Source organism: Paenibacillus sp. FSL R5-0407 (genome assembly GCF_038009185.1).
GTDB classification, from domain to species: Bacteria; Bacillota; Bacilli; order Paenibacillales; family Paenibacillaceae; genus Fontibacillus; species Fontibacillus vini.
Map to the genome: position 1 here is coordinate 1,628,678 of NZ_JBBPAX010000001.1, position 26,092 is coordinate 1,654,769.

General features: G+C 50.0%; 24 protein-coding genes. 2 read left to right on the plus strand and 22 right to left on the minus strand.

Annotation, left to right across the window (positions count from 1 at the left end; all coding sequences use genetic code 11):
* Nucleotides 1–665: 665 nt before the first annotated feature.
* The 5 genes from NYE70_RS07980 to NYE70_RS08000 all read right to left on the minus strand — a co-directional run bounded on the left by NYE70_RS07980 (nucleotide 666) and on the right by NYE70_RS08000 (nucleotide 4,639).
* Entirely contained in the window at nucleotides 666–1,157 is a 492-nt protein-coding gene (locus NYE70_RS07980; RefSeq protein WP_211019657.1) for a hypothetical protein, read from the minus strand.
* Nucleotides 1,154–2,407, minus strand: a complete 1,254-nt coding sequence (locus tag NYE70_RS07985; protein ID WP_341045607.1) for a DNA polymerase IV — start codon at nucleotides 2,405–2,407, stop codon at nucleotides 1,154–1,156. The genes NYE70_RS07980 and NYE70_RS07985 overlap by 4 nt, the downstream gene beginning before the upstream one ends.
* A 285-nt stretch (nucleotides 2,408–2,692) precedes the next feature.
* Nucleotides 2,693–3,439, minus strand: a complete 747-nt coding sequence (gene map / locus NYE70_RS07990; protein WP_211019659.1) for a type I methionyl aminopeptidase — start codon at nucleotides 3,437–3,439, stop codon at nucleotides 2,693–2,695.
* Between the two features lie 46 nt (nucleotides 3,440–3,485).
* Nucleotides 3,486–4,157, minus strand: a complete 672-nt coding sequence (locus NYE70_RS07995; protein WP_341045608.1) for a helix-turn-helix domain-containing protein — start codon at nucleotides 4,155–4,157, stop codon at nucleotides 3,486–3,488.
* A 194-nt stretch (nucleotides 4,158–4,351) separates the two neighbouring features.
* Nucleotides 4,352–4,639, minus strand: coding sequence for a stage VI sporulation protein F (locus NYE70_RS08000; RefSeq protein WP_211019661.1), 288 nt, complete (start codon nucleotides 4,637–4,639; stop codon nucleotides 4,352–4,354).
* A gap of 167 nt (nucleotides 4,640–4,806) precedes the next feature.
* Here NYE70_RS08000 and NYE70_RS08005 point away from each other — a divergent pair, with 167 nt between their 5' ends.
* Nucleotides 4,807–5,286 carry a hypothetical protein gene (locus NYE70_RS08005; RefSeq protein WP_211019662.1) on the plus strand — a complete coding sequence of 160 codons (480 nt, stop codon included), beginning with the start codon at nucleotides 4,807–4,809 and terminating at the stop codon, nucleotides 5,284–5,286.
* Between the two features lie 91 nt (nucleotides 5,287–5,377).
* Here the strand turns inward: NYE70_RS08005 and recG are convergent, their stop codons facing one another.
* From recG to NYE70_RS08025, 4 genes are all read right to left on the minus strand, one after another.
* On the minus strand, nucleotides 5,378–7,423 hold the full coding sequence (recG, locus tag NYE70_RS08010; RefSeq protein WP_341045609.1) for an ATP-dependent DNA helicase RecG: 2,046 nt from the start codon (nucleotides 7,421–7,423) through the stop codon (nucleotides 5,378–5,380).
* A 70-nt stretch (nucleotides 7,424–7,493) separates the two neighbouring features.
* On the minus strand, nucleotides 7,494–8,363 hold the full coding sequence (locus NYE70_RS08015; protein ID WP_341047542.1) for a DegV family protein: 870 nt from the start codon (nucleotides 8,361–8,363) through the stop codon (nucleotides 7,494–7,496).
* 51 nt (nucleotides 8,364–8,414) lie between these two features.
* A complete protein-coding gene (locus NYE70_RS08020) occupies nucleotides 8,415–10,175 on the minus strand; it encodes a DAK2 domain-containing protein (RefSeq protein ID WP_341045610.1) in 1,761 nt (586 codons plus the stop codon).
* Nucleotides 10,176–10,189: 14 nt separating this feature from the next.
* On the minus strand, nucleotides 10,190–10,549 hold the full coding sequence (locus NYE70_RS08025) for an Asp23/Gls24 family envelope stress response protein (protein ID WP_211019665.1): 360 nt from the start codon (nucleotides 10,547–10,549) through the stop codon (nucleotides 10,190–10,192).
* Nucleotides 10,550–10,786: 237 nt separating this feature from the next.
* Here NYE70_RS08025 and rpmB point away from each other — a divergent pair, with 237 nt between their 5' ends.
* Entirely contained in the window at nucleotides 10,787–10,975 is a 189-nt protein-coding gene (gene rpmB / locus NYE70_RS08030; protein ID WP_068781907.1) for a 50S ribosomal protein L28, read from the plus strand.
* Between the two features lie 108 nt (nucleotides 10,976–11,083).
* On the opposite strand, the gene spoVM is transcribed toward rpmB, so the two are convergent.
* The 13 genes from spoVM to NYE70_RS08095 form a co-directional block, all read right to left on the minus strand.
* Entirely contained in the window at nucleotides 11,084–11,164 is an 81-nt protein-coding gene (gene spoVM, locus NYE70_RS08035) for a stage V sporulation protein SpoVM (RefSeq protein WP_036621610.1), read from the minus strand.
* A 183-nt stretch (nucleotides 11,165–11,347) separates the two neighbouring features.
* On the minus strand, nucleotides 11,348–12,010 hold the full coding sequence (gene rpe / locus NYE70_RS08040; protein WP_211019666.1) for a ribulose-phosphate 3-epimerase: 663 nt from the start codon (nucleotides 12,008–12,010) through the stop codon (nucleotides 11,348–11,350).
* A gap of 4 nt (nucleotides 12,011–12,014) precedes the next feature.
* A complete protein-coding gene (gene rsgA / locus NYE70_RS08045) occupies nucleotides 12,015–12,923 on the minus strand; it encodes a ribosome small subunit-dependent GTPase A (protein ID WP_341045611.1) in 909 nt (302 codons plus the stop codon).
* A 54-nt stretch (nucleotides 12,924–12,977) separates the two neighbouring features.
* Nucleotides 12,978–15,134: a Stk1 family PASTA domain-containing Ser/Thr kinase gene (gene pknB / locus NYE70_RS08050; RefSeq protein WP_341045612.1), complete on the minus strand. Its 2,157-nt coding sequence runs from the start codon at nucleotides 15,132–15,134 to the stop codon at nucleotides 12,978–12,980.
* Nucleotides 15,131–15,904, minus strand: coding sequence for a Stp1/IreP family PP2C-type Ser/Thr phosphatase (locus NYE70_RS08055; RefSeq protein WP_211019669.1), 774 nt, complete (start codon nucleotides 15,902–15,904; stop codon nucleotides 15,131–15,133). Before NYE70_RS08055 ends, pknB begins: the two co-directional genes overlap by 4 nt.
* A 6-nt stretch (nucleotides 15,905–15,910) precedes the next feature.
* Nucleotides 15,911–16,957, minus strand: coding sequence for a 23S rRNA (adenine(2503)-C(2))-methyltransferase RlmN (gene rlmN / locus NYE70_RS08060; protein WP_211019670.1), 1,047 nt, complete (start codon nucleotides 16,955–16,957; stop codon nucleotides 15,911–15,913).
* A gap of 208 nt (nucleotides 16,958–17,165) precedes the next feature.
* Entirely contained in the window at nucleotides 17,166–20,012 is a 2,847-nt protein-coding gene (locus NYE70_RS08065; protein ID WP_341045613.1) for a DUF5704 domain-containing protein, read from the minus strand.
* A 477-nt stretch (nucleotides 20,013–20,489) separates the two neighbouring features.
* Nucleotides 20,490–21,401 (minus strand): copper amine oxidase N-terminal domain-containing protein, encoded by a 912-nt coding sequence (locus NYE70_RS08070; protein ID WP_213653950.1) that lies wholly within the window; start codon nucleotides 21,399–21,401, stop codon nucleotides 20,490–20,492.
* Nucleotides 21,402–21,640: 239 nt separating this feature from the next.
* A complete protein-coding gene (gene rsmB, locus NYE70_RS08075) occupies nucleotides 21,641–23,089 on the minus strand; it encodes a 16S rRNA (cytosine(967)-C(5))-methyltransferase RsmB (RefSeq protein ID WP_341045614.1) in 1,449 nt (482 codons plus the stop codon).
* Nucleotides 23,086–24,030: a methionyl-tRNA formyltransferase gene (gene fmt / locus NYE70_RS08080; RefSeq protein ID WP_341045615.1), complete on the minus strand. Its 945-nt coding sequence runs from the start codon at nucleotides 24,028–24,030 to the stop codon at nucleotides 23,086–23,088. The genes rsmB and fmt overlap by 4 nt, the downstream gene beginning before the upstream one ends.
* A gap of 7 nt (nucleotides 24,031–24,037) precedes the next feature.
* Nucleotides 24,038–24,520 carry a peptide deformylase gene (gene def, locus NYE70_RS08085; RefSeq protein ID WP_211019675.1) on the minus strand — a complete coding sequence of 161 codons (483 nt, stop codon included), beginning with the start codon at nucleotides 24,518–24,520 and terminating at the stop codon, nucleotides 24,038–24,040.
* A 167-nt stretch (nucleotides 24,521–24,687) separates the two neighbouring features.
* Nucleotides 24,688–25,662, minus strand: coding sequence for an IS3 family transposase (locus NYE70_RS08090; protein ID WP_341047544.1), 975 nt, complete (start codon nucleotides 25,660–25,662; stop codon nucleotides 24,688–24,690).
* On the minus strand, nucleotides 25,617–25,937 hold the full coding sequence (locus NYE70_RS08095; protein WP_211020868.1) for a transposase: 321 nt from the start codon (nucleotides 25,935–25,937) through the stop codon (nucleotides 25,617–25,619). Before NYE70_RS08095 ends, NYE70_RS08090 begins: the two co-directional genes overlap by 46 nt.
* Nucleotides 25,938–26,092 lie beyond the last annotated feature (155 nt).

Sequence of the window (26,092 nt, forward strand, 5' to 3'; positions counted from 1 at the left end):
TTTTTTTGTATGCAGGCGATGAACAGTACGGTTACGGTCCCTCACGCACCTCCACTCTTCAAATTACTTCTATCATTAACCAAGTGAACCCATAATGTAACTAGGCTAATGGAAGTGTTTTGTTCCTGGGTCCTTTCCCCGGGACCTGTCTGCATTGTGGCCCATATTTCCCATAATCAGGAAAACACCGTTTGTCCCGCCGCGCCCTTCTCATTTTATGAAAGTTAGTCTGAAAAACCCTACATTCCATGAGCGGTTTCCAATTCATTGTTTTCATGGAACGGGGTGCTTGCGCCTTTCGCCCTTATTAGACGCACGAAAGATTTCGAAGTTTCGATCTATTTTTACACCCTTTTCCATAAAGGTTACAGAATTGATACAAAAGTCATGTTAGAAAATCGCTTAACGACGCGGATTTTCGCTGATATGGAAATTACATCCAACTTAACAATAAAGATACCCTGGTCCCATAATGGGCCTATTGGTTACTTACTTGAATTTCACTCCAATTACGGACCATGCCCTTATCGCCCAAATTGGTGACTAATTTCCCAGTTTCAGGTGGAATTCCTTCGCCTTTCTGTCCCGTTTGCAACCCGGAATTATTCTTGATTGGGACCCTAAATGCAAAAAAGAACAGCTATTCAGCTGTTCACGGATGCTATTCAGAGCGTCTTTCCCGATTCTTTGGCTTGTTCTTTCAGCAATGCGACCAATTCCGAGGAGTATTTTGTCAGCCGCAGGCTGATCTCGGACCGCATCACATCCCGGGTCATGCCGAAACGTTCCTGGTATCCCCGGCAATAATAATGGTAATAGACCACCATATCCGCCTGCTCTTCGTTAAGAATTCGGATATTCCGTTGTTTAAGCTCGCGCCGTAATTTATAGGAATCCCCGATGATCCGATTCAGAATGTACTGATTCACCATAAGATGCAGACGCTTGAAAAGGTTGTTGGAGTACTCCACATCGGAAATGCTCTTCTGCACCATCTTCTCCATGTGAGGCAGCAGGGTGTAGTCGCGGAGCAGCCTTCGTTCTTCCGCTGTAATAATGCTGCTTCCCTGAGACCGATGCTGGTCTTCATACTGTTCAGCGTGCTCGGTCAGCAGCATCTTGGACTTCCACCGCTCATTCCCGTCAAGCTTGCTCATTTGTAATGCCCCCCAATTTGCCCGGCTCTTTCCCGCGCGACGCCGGCTTCCGTCAGCGAAGAAGCGTGGATGATCGCACTGCTCCCGTAGCGGTCTTTGATGCTGTCGATAGCCCGCTCTTTAGCATAGGCACGGGGCCGGTTATCAAACAAAGTAAGCTGCATAGTGCTGTCTTCGGTCAGTTGGGATAATGATACGCTCAAGTTACTGACCGGCAGCCCTCCCCAGTGCTTCTTAAACAGCTTATGGACGGCGGCGGCAACCTCATGAGTCAGGGACGTCGGCTCCGACAGTGTCATCTGCCGGCTAAAGGAAGAGGAACGCGTGCCATCCGTCTCCACGGCCGAAACGGAAACCACGCCGCCCAGAAAATGATGCTGCCTTGTGCGGCGGCATACCTCCACCACCAACTCGAGCAGGACGATTTCAATGTCCTTAAGCCTGGAATACAGATTCCAGCGAAGCGCCTTGCCGTGGCTGACCGATTTCAATTGATGGCGTATTCCCGAAACGACAGGGCTCGGATCGATTCCGCGTGCGGTTTGCCAGTAATACTCCGCCTGAATATCGCTCTGCTTGCCCATTTCCCGCCGCATCCGCCGCTTAAACTCAGCGAGCTCCAAACGCGCAATATCCCCGATGCAGTACAGGCCCATCCGGGTAAAATGACGGGTCATCGCGGAGGCGACCATGAACATGTGATTTACGGGCAGCTTCCAAAGGGTGGACTCCAGCTTCTCGAATGAAAGCTCAAATATACCTTCGGGCATTTTCTTCGCATAATTATCGGTCGCCATTTTAGCCAGTACCTTCGTAGGGCCGATCCCCACCCTCGTCCAGACGCCGGTCGATACAAGAACATGGTCCTGAATTATCTTAGCCATCTCATAAGGAGATCCGAAATAACCAAGCGAGCCGGTAACATCCAGAAATTGTTCGTCAATGCTGAACGGTTCCACAAGATCCGTATACGATTCAAAAATTTCCGTAATCAGGAGCGAGATTTGAATATACGTCCGCATTCGGGGCCGAATCACAACCAGATCCGGGCATTTCGCCAGCGCTTCACCGACTCGCGAAGCGGTCGTCACGCCGCGGGATTTGGCGATGGGACAAGCCGCCAGCACAATACCGTTTAGCCTTGAAGGGTCGCCCACAGCAACAGGCTTGTTGTGATACTCCGGGTGGGCTGCCTTCTCCACCGAAGCATAAAAGGACTGTCCATCGATTAAAAAGATTTGTTTTGACATAGGTGACCCCTCCATAAAAGCTTGTGATACCCGCAAACCGAGTTTCCGCACTAAAACGGAACATTTGTTCTTATTATATTCATAATACGAACAAATATTCGCTTTGACAACAGGTTATTGCTGGATATCGTAATCCTGCTGCAAAAAATGGGCTCCCAGCATAGAAAAAACGGCCGAAGACATTTAAGGTCTCAGCCGTTTTATGGTGCAAAGTTCTATGTGATTAAAGATTCCAGTCTAAGCTTAAGCTTGGGACGGCAGAAAAGCGAACCCTCGCCAGGCAGCCTATTGAGCCGTCAAAATGAGCGGCCCGTCCTGGGTCAACGCAATCGTATGCTCAAACTGAGCCGATAGTTTACCGTCCGCCGTTCTGGCGGTCCACCCATCCTCGTCGATCGAAATGCGGAAGGTGCCTTCGTTGATCATCGGTTCGATCGTAAACACCATGCCTTCCTTAAGGCGAATTCCCTTCCCGGCCACCCCTACATGTTCGTAGTTCGGTTCCTCGTGCAGCGTTCTGCCTATGCCATGGGCAAGTAAATCGCGGACGACGGAATAGCCGTTCGATTCCGCGTGGGTCTGAATCGCCGATGTAATGTCTCCGAGCCGGTTGCCGGGAACCGCTTTGGAGATGCCGAGCTCCAGGCATTCCTTCGTTATTTTAAGTAACTTTTCCACGTCAGGGCCAGGTTTACCGATCGTATAGCACCAGCACGAATCCCCAAACCAGCCGCCGTATTGCGCCACGATATCCAGCTTGAGCAGATCGCCTTCCTGCAGCGGTTCCGAAGAAGGAAAACCGTGGGCCACTACGTCATTGACTGAGGTGCAGGTTTCGGCAGGAAATCCGTTATAGCCTTTGGTAAACTGTTTGCCGCCCAGCTTCGTGATATGTCTCGCGACAAAATCATTAATTTCCAGGGTGCTGATACCCGGTTGGATCAGCTTCTTAACCTCCCGGTGACAATCCGCCACAATCTGGTTCGCCGCCTTCATCTCTTCAATTTCTCTTGGCGATTTCAATATAATCATTTGGCCTTCGCTCCACTCTATAATCTAAATAATGCCGGTAAACCGGTTAAAATAGAAACCTTATAATTTGTTCCGCCTCTTTATGCAGTGTTCCGCGGCGGATCGACGGCAAAGCGCAGCCCGCCAGCGCGGCGAGCAGCCATTCCGCCTGCCGTCCCGGGCCGGGAGCATCCGGAGGCGAATGCCCGGAGTCCGCTCCATGCGTAGCCACATCAGCCGGGGACATCAGGCTGGCCAGCGGTAGCAGCACCTGCTCACGGTATGCGGCCGAAAGCTGCTCCGCTTCCGCCTGGGGCAGCGTCCGGAAATGATCGGCGCCCAGCTGGCAGGCCAAATAAAAGGCATGGTCGTCCGCCCAGGATGCCAGCAGCATCCCTGCAAGCTCCCTGCAAGATTTCGGACCGGCCGGCATGGCTGCAATCGGTCTTATCCGGCCGATCGAGCCGCTCCCTCCCGCTGCGGCCGCTGCCCCCACGGACGAAACACCCAAAATCTTTCCAGCCCGTTCAATCGCCTGAGATAACAAATCATGCAGCAAATCGGCTTTATTTTTATAGTAATGATATACCGTCCCATATCCCAGACCCGCTTCCGCGGCAACATCCCGGATCTCCATTAGCATGCCCTTGTCCAGGTACACATCCGCGGCGGCTTTTAAAATTTGGGCCATTCGCCGGATACGAATTTGTTCATTTTGCTCTTTGGTCCGTGGAGTCATTCATTGGCCTCCAGATTTTTTATTTTGACCTACTGTCATGTCAATTTAAAAATACAACAGGAATCCGGTAAATGCAAGCCGCATTATCCCCGGATCATTAACTCAGCGTAAAACAGGCTTATGCCCGAGGTTAAAAAAATCAGCCGGATTTCTCCGGCTGTCCGACTCTGCCCTTAACACACCGAAATAAACTATTAACGAAACATTCCCCACAGCTTGATTAAATGAAGCGTGCTTTTCGGATCGATTTTTTGGGCAATGACAAATTGAACGATCTGCTCTTCCTGAACCCCGGTCAACCGTTCATTCAGCAAGGTAGCCGCCGATTTAACAAGCCGTCTGACCTTCATGCGGTCCTGCAGGTCGGATTTAGTCAATCCCTCCACCAGTTTTTTGACGCGCTCCTTGGTAGCCGGATTTTTCATTTTCAGTTTAATCCGCTCCACCAGCTGCGGACTGATTCCATATTGTTGATAACTCAAAGGCGCTTACACCTCCCGTTCCTTAGGCCTTCTCTCTAATATATGAGCGGCAGGCTGTCCATAGTGCACAACTATTTTCCAAGGGCCCGTTTGAATGATTTTTCGTGAAAGAGGCCTGGAACAATTAGTGTCCTTTCTTCGTCGGAAATAGAAAAGGAGGGTATAGAATGAAAAAAAGAATGCTGCTCTCGCTAATCGCATTAATGGTGCTGGCCTGTACATTCGGTCTCGGATATATCGTCGGCAACCAAAGCCGTGACTCAGAGGACCCGTCCTCCTTTAATCAGGCCATCCGTTCAAAATGGGTGAAGGAGGAGCAACCGCCTTTGCCGGCTATTTCGATTAACGGGACTGCCATCGAGGTCGCCAGAGGGGGTTATAGCTGGTGCCCGTCACCGGGAAGTTGTGTAAGTGTGGACGCCTCCATCCCTGAATTGAAAGCGGCTATTGTTCCGGCAGGCTCCGTAATAGATACGACAGCCCCGCAGGGAATCAAAGAATTTACATTAACCAATACAAGCAAAGATTTCAGCGGGGATTCGTATATCGTGCCCGAAACCAAGGGGCAATACTTGTATAACATTCACTGCGAATGGTTCCTGGACCAAGGTCAGGCCGATTATTATTTCCTTGTTGAGGTCCAATAACACCGCAAAAAGAACCGGCGACATGCAACGTCGCCGGTTCCTCTATGTTAAATCCAAGTAAAATTTCTTCTATTATAATATGAAGTTAAAATTAATCGATCAGCTCACCTTGCAAAATTTGCTCCTGCTGCAAGAAGGTCCGCAGCGGCGCGTATTCCGGTGACGTCCAGAAGGACGGGTCGCCCACCAGCCGGGCGGCGTCGTCCCGCGCCGTCTCCAGCACCTTGAAATCGCTGACCATGTCCGCGATTCGGAATTCCGGCACCCCGCTCTGCTTGGTGCCGAAGAAATCCCCGGGACCGCGCAGCTCCAGGTCCCGCCGGGCCACTTCGAAGCCGTCGTCCGTGTCGGTCATGACCTTCATCCGCTCCTGACCGACCTCCGACTTCGGATCCGCGATGAGCACGCAGTACGACGCGTGCTCCCCCCGCCCGACGCGGCCGCGCAGCTGGTGAAGCTGCGACAGACCGAAGCGGTCGGCGTCCATGACGATCATCAGCGTCGCGTTAGGCACGTCGACGCCGACCTCGACGACCGTCGTCGAGACGAGCAGCTGCACCTCGTTATCGTAGAACGAGCGCATTACCTCGTCCTTCTCCGCCGCCGACATCCGTCCGTGCAGCAGGCCGACCTTGAAATCCGGGAAAGCCTGCTGCATTCCCACGTACAAGTCGATTGCATTTTGCACATCCAGCTTGTCCGACTCTTCGATCAGCGGACAGATCAGATACGCTTGCCGTCCGAGCAAGATTTCGCGGGAAATGAAGCCGAGGACCCGGTCCATCATTCCGTGCCTGACCCAGTAGGTCGAAATCGGCTTCCGGCCTTTCGGCCGCTCCGAGAGCGTCGAAACGTCCATATCGCCGAAGGCCGTGATGGCGAGCGTCCGCGGAATCGGCGTCGCCGTCATCGTCAGCACATCGGGATTAAATCCTTTGCGGCGCAATACGCTCCGCTGATTCACCCCGAAGCGATGCTGCTCGTCCGTTACGACTAAGCTAAGCGAGCGGAAAAAGACGTCCTCCTGGATCAACGCATGGGTGCCGACGATGATATCGGTCATCCCCATCTGCAGCGAGGCCAGCAGATCCTTGCGCCGCCGTCCGGTCACGCTGCCCGTAAGCAAACCGACCGTAATGCCGAACGGCTCAAACAGCTTGGTCAGCGATCGGACATGCTGCTCGGCCAAAATTTCGGTCGGCACCATGAACGCGCCCTGGTGCCCGGATTTAACCGCGGCGAACAAGGCGATAGCAGCGATGACTGTCTTGCCGGAGCCGACGTCGCCCTGCAGCAACCGATTCATGCAATAAGGCGAACGCATGTCTTGCAATATCTCCAGCTCCACCTTTTTCTGCGCATCCGTTAGTTCAAACGGAAGGCTGCGCACAAATTCGCGCACCGTCGCATTCTCGACCTCGTGCCGTACGCCGTCCATCCGTTCATGATTCATCGCCCGGTACGCCTGCAGCTTGAGTTGGAACAAAAACAGTTCCTCATACACCATCCGGCGGCGGGCTAGCTGCCCTTCCTCGCTGTCCTGCGGTTGATGAATGCGTTGAATCGCCCGCCGGCGCGGCATCAGATCATACTGCCGAAGCAATTCCGAAGGCAGATTCTCCGGAATCATCTCCCCGTACTGCGTCAACGCCTGTCCGATCGTCTTGCGAATCCAGGCCTGCGTGATCTTGCCGCCTACGGAGTAGACAGGCTGCAGGCTGCCGCTGCGCAGCGTCCCTTTGTCGGGAAACTCCGAGTCCGACACAGTCAATTGGCTACGCCGCATATCCCATTTTCCCGTTAGAATAATTTCACGCCCCGCCGTCAATTCCTCCCGCAAAAAGTGGCGGTTAAACCAGGTCGCCGTAAACATCCAATCCTCGGCAACCATTTTACAGGTCAGTCTCGACTTCTTGCCGTACCGCTGCAGCACGGGAACGCCCATAATTTTGGCCTGGACCGTGATCTTGTCACCGTCCTTGGCTTCCGTCAGGGAGCGAAGCCGGTAATCCTCGTAACGAAACGGATAATATTCAATTAAATCATTTACCGTAAAGACGCCAAAGGCGTGAAGCTCTCCTGCTTTAAGAGCGCTCACGCCGCTGACTTGCCTTACCGGGATTTCGTTTAAATCCACGTTTGATCCCTCACTTTAAAGCGCCCGATGATGTATTTCCCGCCATAACAAGATGGGTTCCATCGAACTTTTAGGCTGGCCAAACGAAAACGGCCACGGTGCCTGGTCCTACATGGGTGCCGACAACGGCTCCAATGCTGGTGCGAACCACCTCATGCAAAGTGAAATGCTCCGACATCAGGCGAATCATTTCCTCGGCGCCCTCCGGATTGACGGCGTCGCAAACCGCGATGTTCAAATCTTTTTGGTCCCCCAAATCGTTTATGAACAATTCGATTACTTTGGAAACGGCCTTCTTCTGGCCTCTCACCTTATCGACCGGGTAGATGCTGCCCTCCTGATCCACCGACAGAATCGGCTTGATATTCAGCAGGGAGCCGACAATCGCGGCGGATTTTCTGATCCGGCCGCCTTTTTGTAAATATTCCAGGACATCCACCAGGAAATAGAGCTTGCGTTCTTTACCGACCCGCTCCACTTCGACTTTGATTTCAGCCGGGGACATGCCTTGCTTAGCCAATCTGGCAGCTAAAACGACTTGCAGGCCAAACCCGTAAGTAGCGCACAGGGAGTCGATTACCGTAATATCGGCATCCACTCCGTCTTCTTCCTCAATCATACTCTTCGCAAGCAAAGCCGACTGATACGTTCCGCTCATGCCGGAGGAAATATGAATCGAAATAATAGGTGCCCCGGGGTGCTCCTGCATCAAATTTCTGTATACCTCAACATACTGGGATGGAGAGGTTTGTGAAGTCGTCGGCAGCTCGTTGGATTTGGTCAGTTTGTCATAAAACTCCTCGACAGTAATGTCGATGCCTTCCACAAAAGATTCCTCACCAAATGAAAGCCGCATAGGTACGATATGAATTCCGTATTCCTCAACCATTGCCTTAGGAACATCAGCCGTACTGTCGGCCACGATAACAGCCTGCTTCAAAGAGATCCCCATCCTTTCTCCTCCGCCCTTTTTCAAGGACTCCTTAGATCTTTAGGATTCAACCGAAAACAAATAATAATAAATCGGCTGGCCGCCGTCGTGAATTTCCACTTCAGCGTCAGGATATACCTCATGAATCCAGGCTGCGAGCGATTCTGTGGTCTCGGATGCTGCTTCTTCGCCAACCAGGATCGTAATGATCTCATCGCCGCCATCAAGCATTTTGGTCAGCAATTCCTTGCTCGTCTCCAGCAGTCCTTCTTCCGTGCTTACAATTTTGGAATCCGCGATTCCGATGTAGTGCCCGGCCGTGATCTCGAGATCGTCAAACACCGTGTCACGGACGGCATATGTAACTTGTCCGGTCTTCACGTGCTGGACGGCATTCAACATGTTATCCGTATTGCTCTCGGCACTCTCATCTTCCTGGAAGGCGAAGGCCGCGGCAATCCCTTGCGGAATGCTCTTGCTTGGAATAACGGTTACGCTGCGCTCCCCTTCAAGAAGGTCGCGGGCCTGCTGAGCGGCGAGTACGATGTTCGAGTTGTTCGGAAGCACGAAAATATGCTGGGCCGAAATCGAATGAATCGCCTTTACAAAATCCTCCGTGCTCGGGTTCATCGTCTGTCCGCCGGACAATACGACATCAACGCCAAGGCTCTTGAAGATATCCGAAATTCCTTGGCCCGAGGCCACGGCGATAAATCCGTAAGAAGCCATCTCATCGGCCGGAAGCGATGCCGGATCAAGCGAGCGAACCGGTTCCGCCGGAATCTCGGCAAACAGTTCAGGCATCGGAGCCGCATCCATACCGGTAGTCAAGAGATCGCGGTGCTGCTCGCGCATATTTAAAATATGAATTTGCGTAATTTCGCCGTAACGCAGCGCAAGATTCAGAACCTCGCCGGGCGCCTTGGAGTGGACATGCACTTTAATAACTTCATCATCCGCTATAACAATAATGGAATCTCCATTAATTGACAGCGCTTTCCGGAATTGATCCTCATCAAATACCGAACTTGGGCCTGCGCCCAGTTTGCGATTAATAAAAAATTCCATATCATACAAGAACTCGATATCTTCGGTTTCCAGCTTGGCCTGCGCGGAAATCGCATGCGCAGCGTCGAACGCCGGATGGGGCACTTGAGACGCACGAACGGTAGCGGTTGCTTGAGCCGGCACGTAAGTCGGCACTTTGCCCGTCAACTGTTCCAAAAAGCCTTCATAAATATAAACCAGTCCCTGGCCGCCGGAGTCTACAACGCCGACTTGCTTCAAAACAGGCAAAAGCTCCGGGGTATTGGCAAGGGCTTCTTTAGCTTTGGCCAACACTTCGGTCATAAGTTCCGTAATATCCGTAGTCCGTCTGGCATAAAAGACGGCATGCTTGGCAGCTTCCTTCGCCACCGTAAGGATCGTTCCCTCCACGGGCTTTACAACCGCTTTATAAGCGGTATCCACCCCGCTTTGCAGAGCGGCCGCGAAATGAACCGTATTCAGTTCTTCGTACGATGCGGCATAACGGCCAAATCCGCGGAACAACTGGGACAAAATAACCCCGGAGTTCCCCCGCGCGCCCATCAGCAGCCCCTTGGACAAAACGCCCGCCCGGCTGCCAACGCCTCCCGCTCCGTTGTTCTTCAGCTCGGTTACGCCGGCTGTCATCGTCAAATTCATGTTGGTTCCAGTATCCCCGTCGGGAACCGGAAACACGTTCAGCGAGTTGACATGCTCGGCATGCTGTCCAAGCCGATCCGCCCCGGCCAGTACCATGGCGGTAAAATCTGTTCCATTTATAGAACGCTTACTCAAGAGAATTCCCCTTCCTAGCTTGATACACGTACGCCTTGAACTACGACTCCCACCTCGGCAACTTCGAGTCCAACGACTTCACTTAATACGTATTTTACTTTTTGCTGTATGTTGTGTGCGACCTCGGAAATTTTAGTGCCATAACTGACTATAATATAAAGATAAATTGCCAATCGGTTATTCTCAAGGCTCACTTCTACACCTCGGGCTAAATTTTCGCGTCCAAGCAACTCGGCTATGCCGTCTTTAAATTGCTTTCGGCTTGCCATTCCTACCAGTCCATAACATTCCATGGCGGCCGATCCGGCGATAACCGCTATCGCTTCTTCCGAGATATCGATGTGTCCATATTCGGTATCCAATTGTATAGCCACGCCTGCACTCACTCCCCCCTAGAAATTATTATGGACTAAACAATATTGTACTATAAGAATAAAGAGAAATAAATAAAAGAAGGTCAAGGAGAAAGAAATATTGTTTGACAATCGGTTGACGGGGCTTTTTTTACTATGATATTATATTTAAGTATTGTTTTGTTTGAACAATAACTGTGAACTTGCTAATAAGCTGTTATTTTCAAGACAGGTGTATTGGAACAGGAGGTGTAATGAATGTCTCGCAAATGTTATGTAACAGGTAAAAAGCCTAGCAGCGGTAACCATGTTTCCCATGCTAACAATCGCAACCGCCGTTCTTGGGGCGTAAACGTACAGAAAGTTCGGATCTTGGTTGACGGTAAACCGAAACGCGTATACGTCAGCACCCGGGCTTTGAAATCCGGTAAACTGACCCGTGTATAAGAATCAAATCAGCATATAGACAAAAAGCACCTTTTCTAAATAGAGGTGCTTTTTTGGTGTTTCTTTTGTCTCTCTAAATCTTGTTTTTCGGCCAGGCATCCGCTCGATCTAGTTTTTGTGGAATGTGTTCAACACAGCCTTAACGAATCCTCCCAAAAATTTAGGCAGCTTGAATGTGTAAAATTTCATCGTTCACCCTCCCCATCATTCTCATGCCTTCACCACAGTCTATGTTCCGAGCCTTTTACCCGTGTATTTCCACTGCAAAAAAAAAGGCTACATGAGAACCCTGCTCATGTAACCCATTGTATGCGAAGCGATGTATCCCTATGCCAACGGACAAGACGAGAAATACTCGCCGCCTCCGGCAAATTACTTAAGACTATTTCTTAGCTCGGCGATGGCGGCGCTCCGGTCAGATCGGCCGAATACCGCATTCCCGGCGACCAGCACATCAGCTCCCGCTTCCACGACGAGCGGTGCGGTAGCGGCGGCAATGCCCCCGTCAACCTCGATGCGCAAATGATCCAGGCCAAGCTCCGTCTTCAATTGTTTCAGCTCGCGGATTTTCCGCAGTGTTCCGGGGATAAAAGCTTGTCCCCCAAAGCCCGGATTGACGGTCATAACCAGTACCAGATCCAAATCAGTCAACACTTCGCGGATCGCGGAAACCGGCGTAGCCGGATTGATCGCGACGCCTGCTTTGACGCCATGCTCCTTGATCAGATGGATTACCCGATGCAAATGAACGCAGGCTTCGGCGTGCACGGTAATGACATGCGCTCCTGCTTGCGCGAAGGCCGGCACGTACTCCTCCGGTTTCTCGATCATCAGGTGCACATCCAGCGGCAGCTTCGTCAGCGGCGCAATCGCCCCCATCACTAGCGGCCCGAATGTCAGATTCGGCACAAAATGCCCGTCCATAACATCCACATGGAGCCAGTCGGCTCCGCCGCGCTCCACCTCAGCCACTTCTTCGCCGAGTTTGGCAAAATCCGCCGATAAAATAGACGGTGCGATATAGATATTCGACATGATGCTAGTACCTCCGTTTTTTCTCTTTCATCTCTTCGTGAAACTGAACGTAATGTTCGTAACGGCTATTTGCGATAACACCGTCGTCCACTGCCTGTCTCACTTTGCAGCCCGGCTCATGAAGATGGCTACAGCCGCGGAATTTGCATCCCTCGGCAAGCTCACGGAATTCGATGAAGCAAGTGGATAACTCCTCGACCCCAAGCTCCAGAAAATCAAGCTGACTGAAGCCGGGAGTATCCGCCACATAGGCTCCGTTTTCCAGTTCGATCAGCTCGACATGGCGGGTCGTATGCCGGCCACGGCCAAGCTTCATGCTGATTTCGTTGGTCTCGAGCGACAATCCGGGAAGCATGGCGTTAAGCAACGATGATTTCCCCACGCCCGATTGGCCGGAAAAGACGCTGATTTCGCCAGCCAAACGGGATTTAACCTCTCCGGTTCCCGATCCCGTCATGGAACTCGTCACAATGACCTCGTAACCGATTTGTTCATACAGTTCTTTGACCTGAGTCGTCAGATCCTGATCCCGGGCGCCCTCATCTTCCTCCAGAAGGTCTTCCTTGGTCAGACAAATCAGCGTTCGCAATCCGGCGTGCTCAATATGAACCAGAAACTTGTCCAACAGCTGGAGGTTTAAATCCGGCTCTTTCAAAGAAAACAGCAGAACGGCAAGCCTCGCATTGGCCACGGGCGGACGAATGAGCTCCGTCTCCCGGGGCAAAATTTCGTCGACCGTTCCCTCTCCGTTTTCCGTAGGCGTATACACAACGCGGTCCCCTACCAGCGGACTCAAGCCCTTCTTCTTGAAAATGCCGCGGCCGCGGCACTGGACTGTTTCTCCAGGTGCCGCGGCATCGGGCTTCACATAGTAATATCCGCTTAACGCTTTTACAATCAAGCCTTCAGGCATACATGCTTGGCCTCACTTTCATGTCTGTCTGCCTTATTGGTTATTGCATCTTTATCACTTGTTTCCTTTAGCTTTTCCGTTCCCTTTCCCGTTTCCTTTGCCATTCGGTTTCCCTTTATTATTCTCCGCTTTGGAAACGGAATTGGCATTAATCATGCCGGTTTCGGGAATATTCTCATCATCTTCCCAATCCATAACACCATCGTCCTGCTGTTCTTCTCCAGGTAGCGGCAGCTCAGGTACAGTCCCCTGCTTGGCATCGATGTACGAAATCGGGTACGTATCCTGAAGCACGCCGTCGCGCATCACGGACACATAACCATTCTTGTTAGGGGCCAGTACCAGGTCGACGGATAAGTATTGCGGTTTGCCGACCGTTTTGGTGCCCCAATCCAGATTTTCGCCGCGTGCATCGCCGTACATAATTTGAATCTTGCTCTTCTGTCCATCCACGGCGGGACCGACCGGCACTTCAAATGTATATTCCAGCGCCTCTGGCGGATAGCCCGAACTTACGGTTATCCTAACTCCTTCGGAATAGTCAGCCGGCACTTTATCGTTCGGGTTGAACGGCCACTGTTCCATAACTAACCCGGCTTTAGTATCGAAGCTCGATTTTTCCTGAATTCCATCCTTGGCAAGCGGAATATTGCGTTCTTTCAGAATCGCTTCAGCTTCCTTCTGAGTCTTTCCGATCAAATCCGGCATATCGACGCTATCCTGACCCTTGCTGACTTTCAAGACCACATCCACTGTAGCGGAATCAAATTCCTCACCGACATTCGGACTTTGCCCAATGACTTCGCCGATTTCTTTCTCGCTAAAGTCTTCCGTTTTGCTGATTCGGTCCTCATCAATTCCTAATTGAACGAGCTCCGCAACGGCTTCCTCGTAGGTCTTTCCAGTCACAGTGATCATTTTGGCAAGCGGCTTGGCCGTACTGACGGTAAGATCGATTGTTGCCCCTTCTTTGACCGTCGTCCCTTCCGGCTTACTCTGATCGTAAACGATGCCTTCGTTGACGCCTTCCTTATACTCTCGCTTGACGTCTCCAACTAGCAGGCCAAGTTCGGTAAGCTTTGTGGTTGCCTCTTGTTCCGATAAATTTAGCACGCTCGGAACCTTCGTTTCAGGAACGGTAACCATCTTGTTGACATACCAGGCAACACCAAGCATAGCAAGCAGCAGAATCACTGTAAGACTAATCCACAGGGCTGCTTTGCCTTTTCCTGACCCGTTCTTCTGCGGCTTTCCTTCATCGGAGCCCTGGGAATCTCTCGAAAGCTTGGACCCTGAGGCCGCGGCTTTGCTCTGAGGTTTAATCGCAGGAACGACTCGCGTACTGTCTTCATCGATTTCATCGGCAAAAGACAATTTCGATTCCAACCGTCTTTCCGGCAGAAGACAAGTTTCCAGGTCGCGCAGCATTTCTTTGGCCGATTGGTAGCGTTCGGCAGGATTTTTGCGCATCGATTTCAGAATAATATTCTCGACACTTTGAGGAATCATCGGATTAACCTTCCGGGGCTCTTCAAAATGTTCCTGCAAATGTTTAAGCGCTACGCTAATCGGGCTTTCGCCAAGGAAAGGCAATTGTCCCGTTAGCATCTGGTAAAGCACGATCCCCAAAGAATAAAGATCGGACTTCTCTCCGGTGGTTACGCCTTTGGCATGTTCCGGGGAGAAATAATGCACGGAGCCTACAACCGAGCCTGTCTGAGTGATTGTGGCCGAGGTCACCGCCCGGGCGATACCGAAATCCGTTACTTTTACCCGTCCATTGCGACCGATCAAAATATTATGAGGTTTAATATCACGGTGAATAATTTGATTATGATGGGCATGATCCAGCGCGTCAGCGATTTGCGAGGCGATCCGGATGGACTCCTCCACCTGCAGCGGTGCGCGCTCTTTAATAATTTCGTTTAAATTTTGGCCTTCCACGTACTCCATAACGATATAATGAATATCTTCTTCCTGGCCTACATCGTACACGCTAACAATGTTCGGATGTGACAAAGATGCCGCCGATTGCGCTTCCCGGCGAAAACGGCGGATAAACTCCTCGTCATTCACAAATTGTTGCCGCAGCACTTTAATAGCTACAAACCGGTTCAGAAGGATGTCTTGCGCTTTATAAACAAGGGCCATCCCGCCTCCGCCAATTCGCTCGATAACCTGGTAACGACCACCCAGCTCATGTCCGATCATGAATTCCACTCCTTTGCGCTTGACCCTTCTTCTCCGCAATGCTCGAGTAATGCGACGGTAATATTGTCGTCGCCACCGGCCAGCAGGGCAAGCCGAAGCAAACGGTCGGCGCGGTCATTGAGCTCAAGTGCTTCCGATCCGAGCGTTTGGGTCATTTGTTCCAGTGTTACATAATTGCTAAGTCCATCGCTGCAGAGCAACAGGATTTCCCCTTGCTCCAAAATTACAGGATACAAGTCGACAACGACTTGCGGGTCCGTTCCAAGAGCACGCGTGACCACGTTGCGGTGCGGATGCACGTTGGCTTCCTGTTCGCTGATCTGCTTCGTCTTAAGCAGTTCGTTTACCAGGGAATGATCCTCGGTCAATTGGGTCATTTCGCCCCGACTGAACTTGTAAACCCGGCTGTCGCCGATATGGCCGATCATTCCTTCCCGGTCCCCGATCAGCACGGCCACGACGGTCGTGCCCATATTGTGATACTCTTCGTGTTCCGATGCTTCCCGATAAACTACATCATTTGCATGGAGGATCGCCTGCTTTAACTTTTCCCCGCAAGTCTCGACGGAAAGTCCCGAAGGAAGATTATGCAAATCCTGCACAATCGTCTCTACCGTTAACCGGCTAGCGGTGTCTCCGGCTTGATGGCCGCCCATTCCGTCGGCAACGATCGCCAGTGTGTACCCTTGCTCCAAACGGGCAACCCAGGAGCTGTCCTCATTTACCGAGCGAACACGCCCTACATCACTTACGTAAACCGTCTTAATCAAATTCGATCACCTCGTACCAGTCTCCATGTGCTTCGCCCGCAATTGTCCGCAAGCCGCCGCAATATCATGGCCTTGCTCTCGGCGGATGGTCACGTTAATGCCGTTTTCCGCCAAAATGCGTTGAAACTGAAAAATGTCGTTTCTGGATGTTCTAACATACTTGCGTTCCGGCACATGATTGACCGGAATCAGATTGACGTGGCAAAGCATGCTTTTCAGTACGCCAGCCAGTTCTTCGGCATGTTCGGGGCGATCGTTTACCCCGCCGATCAGGGCATATTCGAAAGTGATTCTCCGACCCGTTTTGGCGATGTAATATCGAAGGGATTCCATGACATCGTCAAAAGGAAAGCGCCGGTTTACCGGCATGAGCTTGGATCTTAAAGCATCATTTGGCGCGTGGATCGAAATGGCCAAATTGATCTGCGTATCCTCATCGGCAAATTTATAAATATTCGGGACGATCCCGCTCGTTGATACAGTAATATGCCGTTGTCCGATGTTCAAGCCCTTTTCATGGATCATAATTCGCAAAAATTTCATCGTGGCTTCATAATTTTCAAACGGTTCCCCGGTACCCATGATGACAATGCTGCTCACCCGTTCGCCTCGAGGATCGAGTATTTTCTGTGCCTGCACGACCTGGGCAACAATTTCGCCCGCCGTCAGATTCCGCTTCAGGCCACCCAGGGTAGAAGCGCAAAACGTACATCCGACCTTGCAGCCGACTTGCGTCGTCACGCAGATACTGTTGCCGTAATTATGCTTCATGATGACCGTCTCGATCGCATGATCATCATGCAGACCGAACAGGAACTTCACGGTGCCGTCTTTGGATTCATACTTCGTAATTTCATTCAGCGTCACGAACGCAAACTGCTCGTCCAACTTCTGCCGCAGTCCCTTGGACAGGTTGGTCATTTCCTCAAAGGAATTAACCCGCTTCACATACAACCAATCAAAAATCTGACCTCCGCGGAAAGCGGGCTCACCTTGCTGAATCGCCCATTCCTGCAGTTCTTCCAAGCTATAATCATATATAAAGGGTTTCACTTTTCACACACCTATTCGTATAAATTTATCTGCTGTTTTCCATTCATTCCTCCTATTTTAGCATAAATCGCGATTACACTAAAGAGCAGCCCTTTTTCACGATCTTATGGAATACTTCCCAGGAAAAGAAGAGAGCCGGCGAGCACCCCTTAGACAGTGCATTCCGGCCCCTCTTCATTAAGCTCTTCAAACCCGAATCGTCCTAAACTCAATGCGTAACCATAGAACTGAAATCATCCCGGCTCGAACGGTTCGCATCATAAAAGACTACATCTCCGTCCCTAAGCGCAAAAGACCTACCGTAAGGATCGGTCACCGTGCGGGCAAACCCTTCCATCTGAGTCCACTGATTCATGAGGGGAGCGTTAATATATTGCAAATAAGGATTACTCCCGTCCCCGTTCCTTACAGTTTCAATATTGAAATTGACTACGATATACCCGTCCTTTAAAAAAACCGGGGAATGATCGCTCAGTCCGTTATGCGTCCGGCCATATTCGGCAACATTCGTTCCTGCTTTCACGACATAGAGATCTGCGGGAAGACTGTATTCGCCGTACCATTTTTGCATGGAAGCATTGACTCTTGCCGGATCAACTCCTGAGGGAATCCCACTCTTTGGCCCGATCCATGTGCGAATTCGCTCATTCAACTCCAGCATGCTTAAACTGCCAATCGGCGTCTTTTGCCCGGAAATTCTCCGGATATAATTCTGTACATATTGCGTCCGGCTGATCCCGGATATTTGATCAAAAGTAAAATCATGATCATATTTATAAAGTGCGGTATCGATCAATTCCTCCATCGGGACGCTGCGCAACCGTTCGTTCAGAATAACGTAACGCTGTACTTGATCCCGAGGCGATCCAATTTTGACATAGCTGCGGTTGCCCGCATGATAATACAAATCGGCTTTCATCCGGGTACCGTCTTTGGCGCTGACAAAATAAAACGAAGGAGTGATGCGGATGCGGTCGTTCGGTCCAAACATATTCCCTTTTGTTTTTAAGTCAAATTTGAAATGGTATCCGGTTTTGATGACCACGTTTTGATAGAGCGGATGGCTGCCGGGCCGAATCGGCAGTGTGAATCTGCCCGTATTTCCTCGTGCGGCGCCGTCAATGCCGTTTAACCCGACCCAGTAGGACGTGCCAGTAGGCAACGCAGAACCCGCCGAAGTGCGGAATACCGTCTCCCAGTTATAATCGGAAATATCCGTAATCCGAAAATCATATACCCGTCCGATAACATCCACGGGCACCGTATCATAAGCAATATGATGCGCAAGATCCAGATTCGCATGGTTCTGTTGACTCGCGCCGGCAGGCGCATTATGCGCTATCGTCCGAAACTCGACTTCGTAAAAGCCTTCATCGACCCATACCGGTAGAAAGTAAGTGAATGACTCTCGCGTTTTATCGACTTCGATCCATGTGTTTTTCGGATAAAACGTTGTCCGGCTCCCGTCATACACATCAAAAGGAAAGCGGACCTGCTTGCTGCCTATGTATTTGAGATAGTTATTGTACCCATAGCCCCTGTAGTTGGCATGTTGTCCGCTGTTAGGCATTTCAACACTGAACGGACGGTCAAGGATGACCGCGGACCGCCCTGCTGCCGGACGGGTCTTCTGGTTATGCTCGGCATCATCCGAAACCTCCGGATATATAACTACAGGAGTATGGACCGTCACCGGGTTGATCCCGTAAATAGCGTAATTCACATTTGCTCCGCCATTAATATTCCCGCTCATTAAGCCGTAATAAATCGTTCCCGTGCTGGGTTGGCTCGGTTGGTTGATTTTACTCGTTGGAATCGTATTTCCAGGACTATAAAGCACATTTTGGCTGATTTCCGGTGGCAGCGGCACTTGATTTGGTGTTGGCCCGCTTTCATTACTTTGAGCCCCGTTCATAATAGTAGAGCCGTTAAATGTGAGATTGTCATTTTTGACTTTAACCTTTTCAACGGCCTGTTCCGCGTAGGACTCCAGATTTTCATTCGAAATATCCGGCTTTTCCTTACCTCCCGACTTACTTCCTTTAGGCGCATCTACCGAACTGGGAGGGTTCGGGGGCGTATACCCGCTTGACTTCGATGCCAAGAAGCTTGGCGGTGAATACCCGCTGGGCGTAATCGTGATGCCGCCGCCATTAAAGGCGTAATTCCACAGTTTCGCCTGATCGATCTGATATATCTCAAGATTGTCAATTACCCAAAAAGAATAAGGCCTCTCGATCGTATATGACTTCGTCAGCGTCTCCGTTGCCGTTTGCGGATCTGGCGCATCCATTTCCCCGGTACCATCCGGCTTGGGCACCTTTTTTCCGGGATCCCACTTCAGCTCAAATTCCCGGTTTACCGTAACCTCATATGTACATTTCCCGCTCATTTGCACGAATTTATTTTTTGAAAGATAGCTCTTAGCCCATACATTCCCGTACAAACTTTCCGAAGTAGGAATTCCATCAAGCACATCAAAGTGCTCATTCCCCCGAGCATCCGCCTTGATTACGGCCCTGACGTCAGGAGGCGTTAGCGAGGATTCCTTGACTTGGCCGCTTGGGCTTGGCTCGGTGCAGCCGCCCGGGTTCGTGGTTCCTCCACCAGGGTCGGGAGGTCCACCGCCGTCGCTGTAATACAAGTTGAGGTAGTAAATCGGAAAATCCCCTCTATAAGTAAATGACATAGGATCCCCGTAAAGCGGGGCAGTTTCAGATGGATCTCCCATTGTACTCTTACGGTAATATTCATATTTGTACTTTGTAGTTCCCGGAGTAGCCATAATACTATAAAACTCGTCCACTTCTAATTTTTTTTCGTAATCTTCAAAACCTTCAATCCCATCCAGCGGTTGTTTACTTGTCGTGAAGTGTTTAACAATGGCTTTGCCTTCTTGAGTGATTTCGGGTTCGAGTTCGATGGTTAGCAAGTTAGGAAAAAAATAACGCCGCCCCTCTACACCATCTGCTAAACCATCGCCGCCTTCTTCAGTAATATCTTTGTGAATAATGTGAGCAGTTAAAAGTCCATTCGTATATACCGTAAAACTCACTGAGCTAGAACCTTTACCGCTGATAGGCCCAATGGTAGTCCTGTAGTCCTTACTAACAAACTGATAATTGTCAGCCCACTTTTCACGATATCTTGAATTCTCATATACCTGAGTGGCTCCTGTTAAACCTTCTCTAATATTAGCAATTGTTAAATTTTCATTTTCATCGAACGCCTTAACATTTACACTTTTAATTTTTCTTCCAGGAAACTCAAATGAATAGTTCCAATCCAATGGCTTTATCGTATTAGGAGATCCATCCGATGTCCATTCACCATTTGATCGCATCCAAATATCATGGCTAAAATTCCCTACAAAATAATAAATATTTGGATTGTTTTTATCCTGAGTTGTCTGTAAACTTCCTGCAGCAAAAACCGAAGCAGGCATAAAAATAACGGAAATAGATGAATACAAAATACAAGATATTAGTGAGTATAATAGAATCATTTTTCGCACTCTAAAAATGCACCTTCTTTATTTCAAAGGATTTTCCAAAAAGTACATATATTCAAACGAAATATCGAACGCTATATAATCCACCTCATTGATTGTGAAGTTTTTATAGTTGTTATCATTAATTAAGTCCTTATCTTTTCTAGAATCCACGCGATAAGTTAATGTAATAGATCCATCTGCATTTTTTATCCGCATACCTTCGACATCATACCGGACACGTGCTCCTTTAACATTCTCTGATAGATAATAAATTGTAGACTTGCCTGAAGAATATCTAATTCGAATTCCGCTATTTCCTGCTTGTTTAACCTGCCATATGTCATACACAACCCGATCACCGATTTTTAGTGGTAATTGATCATAAGAAAATACATATGCATCTTTTCTCCCATCGTATAATCCATCTACCGGGTCTATAAGGTCTTTAAAACTCTCAATTTCTTGAGATTTTATCCCAATCTCCTCCAGAGTCGGCACTTCCTTCGACCCGATCCAAACCCAGTTGCCAACCTGGTCCCAACTCACCGGCTCTCCAAGGTTCTCGCTTACAAAGCGCAAGGGTACGTAAGTACGTCCCTTTACCGCCTTGGCAGCGGTGTCCATCATTACGTTCTTGCCATCGACAACGGCTACCTTACTTCCGAGTGTAAGGACAATCTCCTTACTCTCCTTCGTATAGGTCACCATGTTTCCATTAAAATTCACTTTCGCGCCAAGCGCTTCGCCAATCCCCCTGAGCGGCACTTGTACTCGCCCATTTTCAGATACAGGGTCTCCCCCCTGAAACTTTACTTTTCGGCCATCAACCAAGACCGCAAGCTTAGGACTACCGATGACCTTATCCGAGGGTGCTGCTTCTGCAATAGACTCCCCAGGGAATGAAGCAACGCAAATTGAAAAGCAAAGTAATAATCCGAGCATTTTTTTCATGATAAAATCTTCCTCTCCGAAAAGTATCCTAAATACCTACTCTTTCGTGAATCGCATCACACATACCTCCTTTTGAATTACTAATTTGATAATATTAGGAAAATGAAACAACAAAAAAACACACCTTCATCCATCGCAATGCGACAATAAAGGTGTGCTTCACCAAATCCAGTATATACCAGTAAATGAAATTCGTAAATGGTTATATCATAAACAGACTTTACATCACATCACAATGCTTAGGCCTTCTTGACCAACCGTGCAATGTAAAATCCGTCCGAGTGCGCATCCTGGGGTAAAATTTGCAGCCCCACCGATTCGCGTGATCTAGCTTCCCGCAAATGATTCCAGCTCTCCGGCTGCTCTTCAGCCGGCTCGAACTCCGGATGGCGCTCCAGAAATGAGCGGACCATATCCTCGTTCTCCGCTTTTTCAATGGTACAGGTACTGTAAACCAGCACGCCTCCGGGTTTAACCAATCCGCAAACAGCATCAAGCAATTCACGTTGAACTCCAGAGATTTCCTTGATATCCCCCGGCGTTTTGGCCCATTTCAAGTCCGGCTTGCGGCGAATGACGCCAAGTCCTGAACAAGGCGCGTCAAGCAGTACACGGTCAAAAGACTCCGCCTCGAACTCCTCGGCAAGCTTGGAGGCGTCCCCGGACAACGTCTGGATATTCTCGAGTCCCAAGCGGATTGCATGATCTTGAATCAGCTTCGCTTTGTGAGGATGGATGTCATTTGCGATAACCTTACCACTGCCATCCATGATCTCCGCCATATGGCATGTCTTACCGCCAGGTGCCGCACAACAGTCCAGCACGCTCATTCCAGGCTGAGGACTCACGGCCTCTCCAACCAGCATGGAGCTTTCATCCTGAACGGACAACAGGCCTTCCTTGTACCAAGGGGTAAGCGCCATATTCCCTCCGCTTTCCACCAGAATCCCATCCGGCGACATAGAGGAAGACACAGCCTCAAGCCCTTGCTTTTGCATCAGATTAAGCAGCCCTTCCCGGCTAACTCGAGACCGGTTGACTCTAACGCTGACGGAAGGCGGTTCATTGTTAGCGCGGCAGATGTCCTCTGCCGTTGCTTCATCGTACTGCTTTACCCACCGGGCTACCAGCCATTCCGGATGAGAATGCTGCAGCGCGATCCGCTTCACCGGCGGCAAATCCTCCGGCAGCACCAATTCTTCCTTCCTGCGCAGCACATTACGCAGCACGCCGTTCACCATTCCCGAAATCCCCTGATGTCCCCGGCGTTTTGCGATATTCACCGCTTCATTGACCGCAGCGTGAGGTGGAATCCGATCCAGGTAATACAGCTGATAGAAACTGAGTCTTAACAAATTCCGAACCCAAGGCTGCAGCTTGGCCAATCCTTTGGCAATAAACGGCTCCAAAAAATAATCGATCGTGTTCATCCGGGAGATCGTCCCGTACACAAGTTCCGTTGCAAGTCCCGCATCCGCGCCGGACAAGCCGGATTTTTGGAGCGCACCGTTCAGGAGCAAGTTGCTGTAGGCCCCCTCTTGTTCTACCGCCGTTAATACCTGAAGCGCTGTGTCCCTAGCAGTCGTTTGAACGGATTTAGTCCGTCCGCCGCCCGGTTTGGAACCTCCCCCGCTTCCTGCTCCACTGCTTTTTCCTTGTTTCCGGTTTGGCCATTTGTCTGCGCTCATGACAGGACCGTGCCTTTCTTCATCACGCCGCCGCGGATAAATTCGGATGACTCCATCGCCTTTTTGCCCGCGGGCTGAACCCGGGTCAGAAGCACGGATCCGTCACCCGTTTTAACTTCGATTCCTGCAGGAGACAGTTCCAGCACCGTGCCTGGAGCTTGTCCGGAAGCTGCTCCCTTCCCGCTTTGCGAAGGATTTGCGACAGACCATACCTTGAACACTTCGCCATCCCAAGTCGTAAATCCGCCCGAAAAAGGAACCAGCCCGCGTACCCGATTGAAAATATCCCGCGACGATGCGCTCCAATCGATCCGCTCATCTTCACGGGACAGATTGGGTGCGTAAGTGGATTCGGCATCATTCTGCGGAATCCGCTCCGCCTTTCCGTCTACAATGAGCGGAAGCTGTTCGATTAGAAGCTCGGCCCCAGCGACGCTCAACTTTTCAAAAATAGAGCCAGCCGTATCCTCGTCTTCGATCGGTACGACCGATTTAGCGATCATATCGCCCGTATCGAGACCTTCGGCCATATACATCAACGTAATGCCGGTTTCTTGTTCCCCGTTAATGATCGAACGCTGGATCGGCGCCCCGCCTCGATACTTAGGCAGCAAAGAACCGTGGACATTCAGACATCCGTATTTCGGCAGGTCAAGCACCGCTTTGGGCAAAATCTGGCCATAGGCAGCCGTCACGATAAGATCGGGCTTCAGCGCAGCCAGCTCTTCCACAGCCTCCGGGGCGCGCATGCGTTGCGGTTGCAGCACCGGAAGACCGTGTTTCAAGGCAGCCTCTTTTACCGGGGTCGGGGTAAGCACTTTTTTCCGGCCTTGCGGACGGTCCGGCTGCGTCACGACTCCCACGATATGATAACCTTCCTTCAGCAAAGCCTCCAGGGAAGGGACCGCAAATGCCGGAGTTCCCATAAAAACAATATTCACGGAGAGATCACTCCTTCTCTTCTTCCTCAGGGGGAATTTCATATACATGTTCCGCGATGTCGGTATACAGAACACCGTTCAAATGGTCGATTTCATGCTGGAATGCTCTGGCGAGCAAATCGGATCCCGTATAGGTAACTTCGTTGCCGTTGCGGTCCAATCCCTTAACGGTCACCGTTTGCGCCCGGCGAACATCCCCGCGGTAGCCCGGAATACTGAGGCAGCCCTCGGGACCAAATTGCTCTCCATCTTTAGAGACAATTTCCGGATTGATCAGTTCGATCAGTCCGTTGTCGTCACCGACATCAACGACGATTACTCTTTTAAGAATCCCAATTTGCGGTGCGGCAAGGCCGACTCCCTCTGCTTCGTACATCGTATCAGCCATATCGGTCAAAAGCTTTTGCACGTTCGGCGTAATTTTTTTGACTTCCTTCGCTACCTGGTGCAGCACTTCATCGGGTTCCATTACGATAATTCTCAATGCCACAATATCCACCATCTTTCAAGAAATTATTCCTAATATATTATTTAGTAATACGCCCCAGAGGTTCCTAACGCATCTCTTCTAATTGGAAATACGGCTAGGCCCCTTAAATCCGGAGTCTTACCCACCAAAAATGGCTCGTTCGCATAATAGCTCACTATTTCAAACAATTACATCGCTTTATGAAATTCAGACGTATCCTCCTGCGTTTTAACCCAAACAGAAAATACCGCAGGAGGCATTCTTTTTAAACTGCCATGCATTTTTCTGTTGTTGTAAAAGTCCATGTAACCATCTAAAGCCTCGTAAGCTTCCTCAAAAGTCATGAAGTCTCTTAGACTGAATAAATGTCGCTCAAGTACACTGTGGAAGGATTCAATGTAAGCATTCATGTTTGGTGTGCGTGGCGGTATTCTTTCATGAATGAGTTCCAGACTCTCGCACATATCCCCAAATAATTTACTTACAAATTGCGGCCCGTTATCTGTGCGAATTACAGGCATGGGTTCTCCTGGCTGTATGCGCTTCTGCAATGCATGACAAAGCGTCTGCACGGCATGTTTTGCCTCACACACAGGACCTCTATATTGACCAACCACGACACGATCAAATACATCAATAATGCTAAGTACAAAAAAGAACCGTTCGCGTCCGATTACATAACCATACTTAATATCCATTTGCCACAATTGATTCGATCCTGTGACCACCCGATTTTTCGGTAATCTCCGTGGATGGGCCGGCTTACGTTGGCGTGCTTTTTGTAGGATCCCTAGTTCCTTGCATAAGCGATGGGATTTCTTTTTATTCAGCCTTACGTTATATCGGTCACGGATGCAATGTCCAAGAAATTTGTAGCCATAAACATGCTCTTCACCCTCAATAAGCTCAAGAAGCCAACTGTTAATTTGGTCGTCACTTACTTGTTCTCCGTTAAAAGTATATGAGTATCCGGGCGCTGGACGTCCACTATGTCTTGCTCTGGAACGTCTTTCCGGGTCACTCATCCGCTTTTTACGATCGTAATAGGTGGATTCCGAGAGTCCCATGATCCGCAGAACGACTGCTGCTGCTTCTCCCCGCTTAATAAATTGCTCTGCTATTTCGAATTTTTCGGATAAGCGGGGTTCTGCTTTTTTAATAATTCACGAAGTATCTCTATTTCGAGTTCCTTCTCCCCGAGCACTTTAACCGCCTTTTCATAGCGTTGCTCAACATCTTGCAGTCGCCGTAGTTCTTGCAAATGCTCATCTGTTGCAGGGATTTCTTCTGTTGGAATTGAATCACGATACTCTTTAACCCACAAACGAATGGTTTCAGGATGCAAATCATACATGCGGGCCAACACCCCCACCTTAATTCCAGACAATGCTTCTTTAACGATTTGAATTTTGATTTCTTCTTTCCGCTTTTTCCCCATACTGGATCCTCTCCCTTACTTCTAGTATAAATTTTTTGGGTAGGAGGACTCCAGTTTTATTAGGGGGCCTAAGAGAATATCCAATAAAAGCCTCACTTCGAGCAACTTGGCACACTCCCCATTGGATATTTCCAATGGGCTTTCGCTGAGCCAGC

What these genes read in the sequence shown, in the direction of transcription:
- NYE70_RS07980 (WP_211019657.1), bottom strand. Translation starts at nt 1,157, where the DNA reads ATGAGCAAGCTTGACGGGAATGAGCGGTGGAAGTCCAAGATGCTGCTG.
- NYE70_RS07985 (WP_341045607.1), bottom strand. Translation starts at nt 2,407, where the DNA reads ATGTCAAAACAAATCTTTTTAATCGATGGACAGTCCTTTTATGCTTCG.
- map (WP_211019659.1), bottom strand. Translation starts at nt 3,439, where the DNA reads ATGATTATATTGAAATCGCCAAGAGAAATTGAAGAGATGAAGGCGGCG.
- NYE70_RS07995 (WP_341045608.1), bottom strand. Translation starts at nt 4,157, where the DNA reads ATGACTCCACGGACCAAAGAGCAAAATGAACAAATTCGTATCCGGCGA.
- NYE70_RS08005 (WP_211019662.1), top strand. Translation starts at nt 4,807, where the DNA reads ATGAAAAAAAGAATGCTGCTCTCGCTAATCGCATTAATGGTGCTGGCC.
- rpmB (WP_068781907.1), top strand. Translation starts at nt 10,787, where the DNA reads ATGTCTCGCAAATGTTATGTAACAGGTAAAAAGCCTAGCAGCGGTAAC.
- spoVM (WP_036621610.1), bottom strand. Translation starts at nt 11,164, where the DNA reads ATGAAATTTTACACATTCAAGCTGCCTAAATTTTTGGGAGGATTCGTT.
- rpe (WP_211019666.1), bottom strand. Translation starts at nt 12,010, where the DNA reads ATGTCGAATATCTATATCGCACCGTCTATTTTATCGGCGGATTTTGCC.
- rsgA (WP_341045611.1), bottom strand. Translation starts at nt 12,923, where the DNA reads ATGCCTGAAGGCTTGATTGTAAAAGCGTTAAGCGGATATTACTATGTG.
- pknB (WP_341045612.1), bottom strand. Translation starts at nt 15,134, where the DNA reads ATGATCGGACATGAGCTGGGTGGTCGTTACCAGGTTATCGAGCGAATT.
- NYE70_RS08070 (WP_213653950.1), bottom strand. Translation starts at nt 21,401, where the DNA reads ATGAAAAAAATGCTCGGATTATTACTTTGCTTTTCAATTTGCGTTGCT.
- rsmB (WP_341045614.1), bottom strand. Translation starts at nt 23,089, where the DNA reads ATGAGCGCAGACAAATGGCCAAACCGGAAACAAGGAAAAAGCAGTGGA.
- NYE70_RS08095 (WP_211020868.1), bottom strand. Translation starts at nt 25,937, where the DNA reads ATGGGGAAAAAGCGGAAAGAAGAAATCAAAATTCAAATCGTTAAAGAA.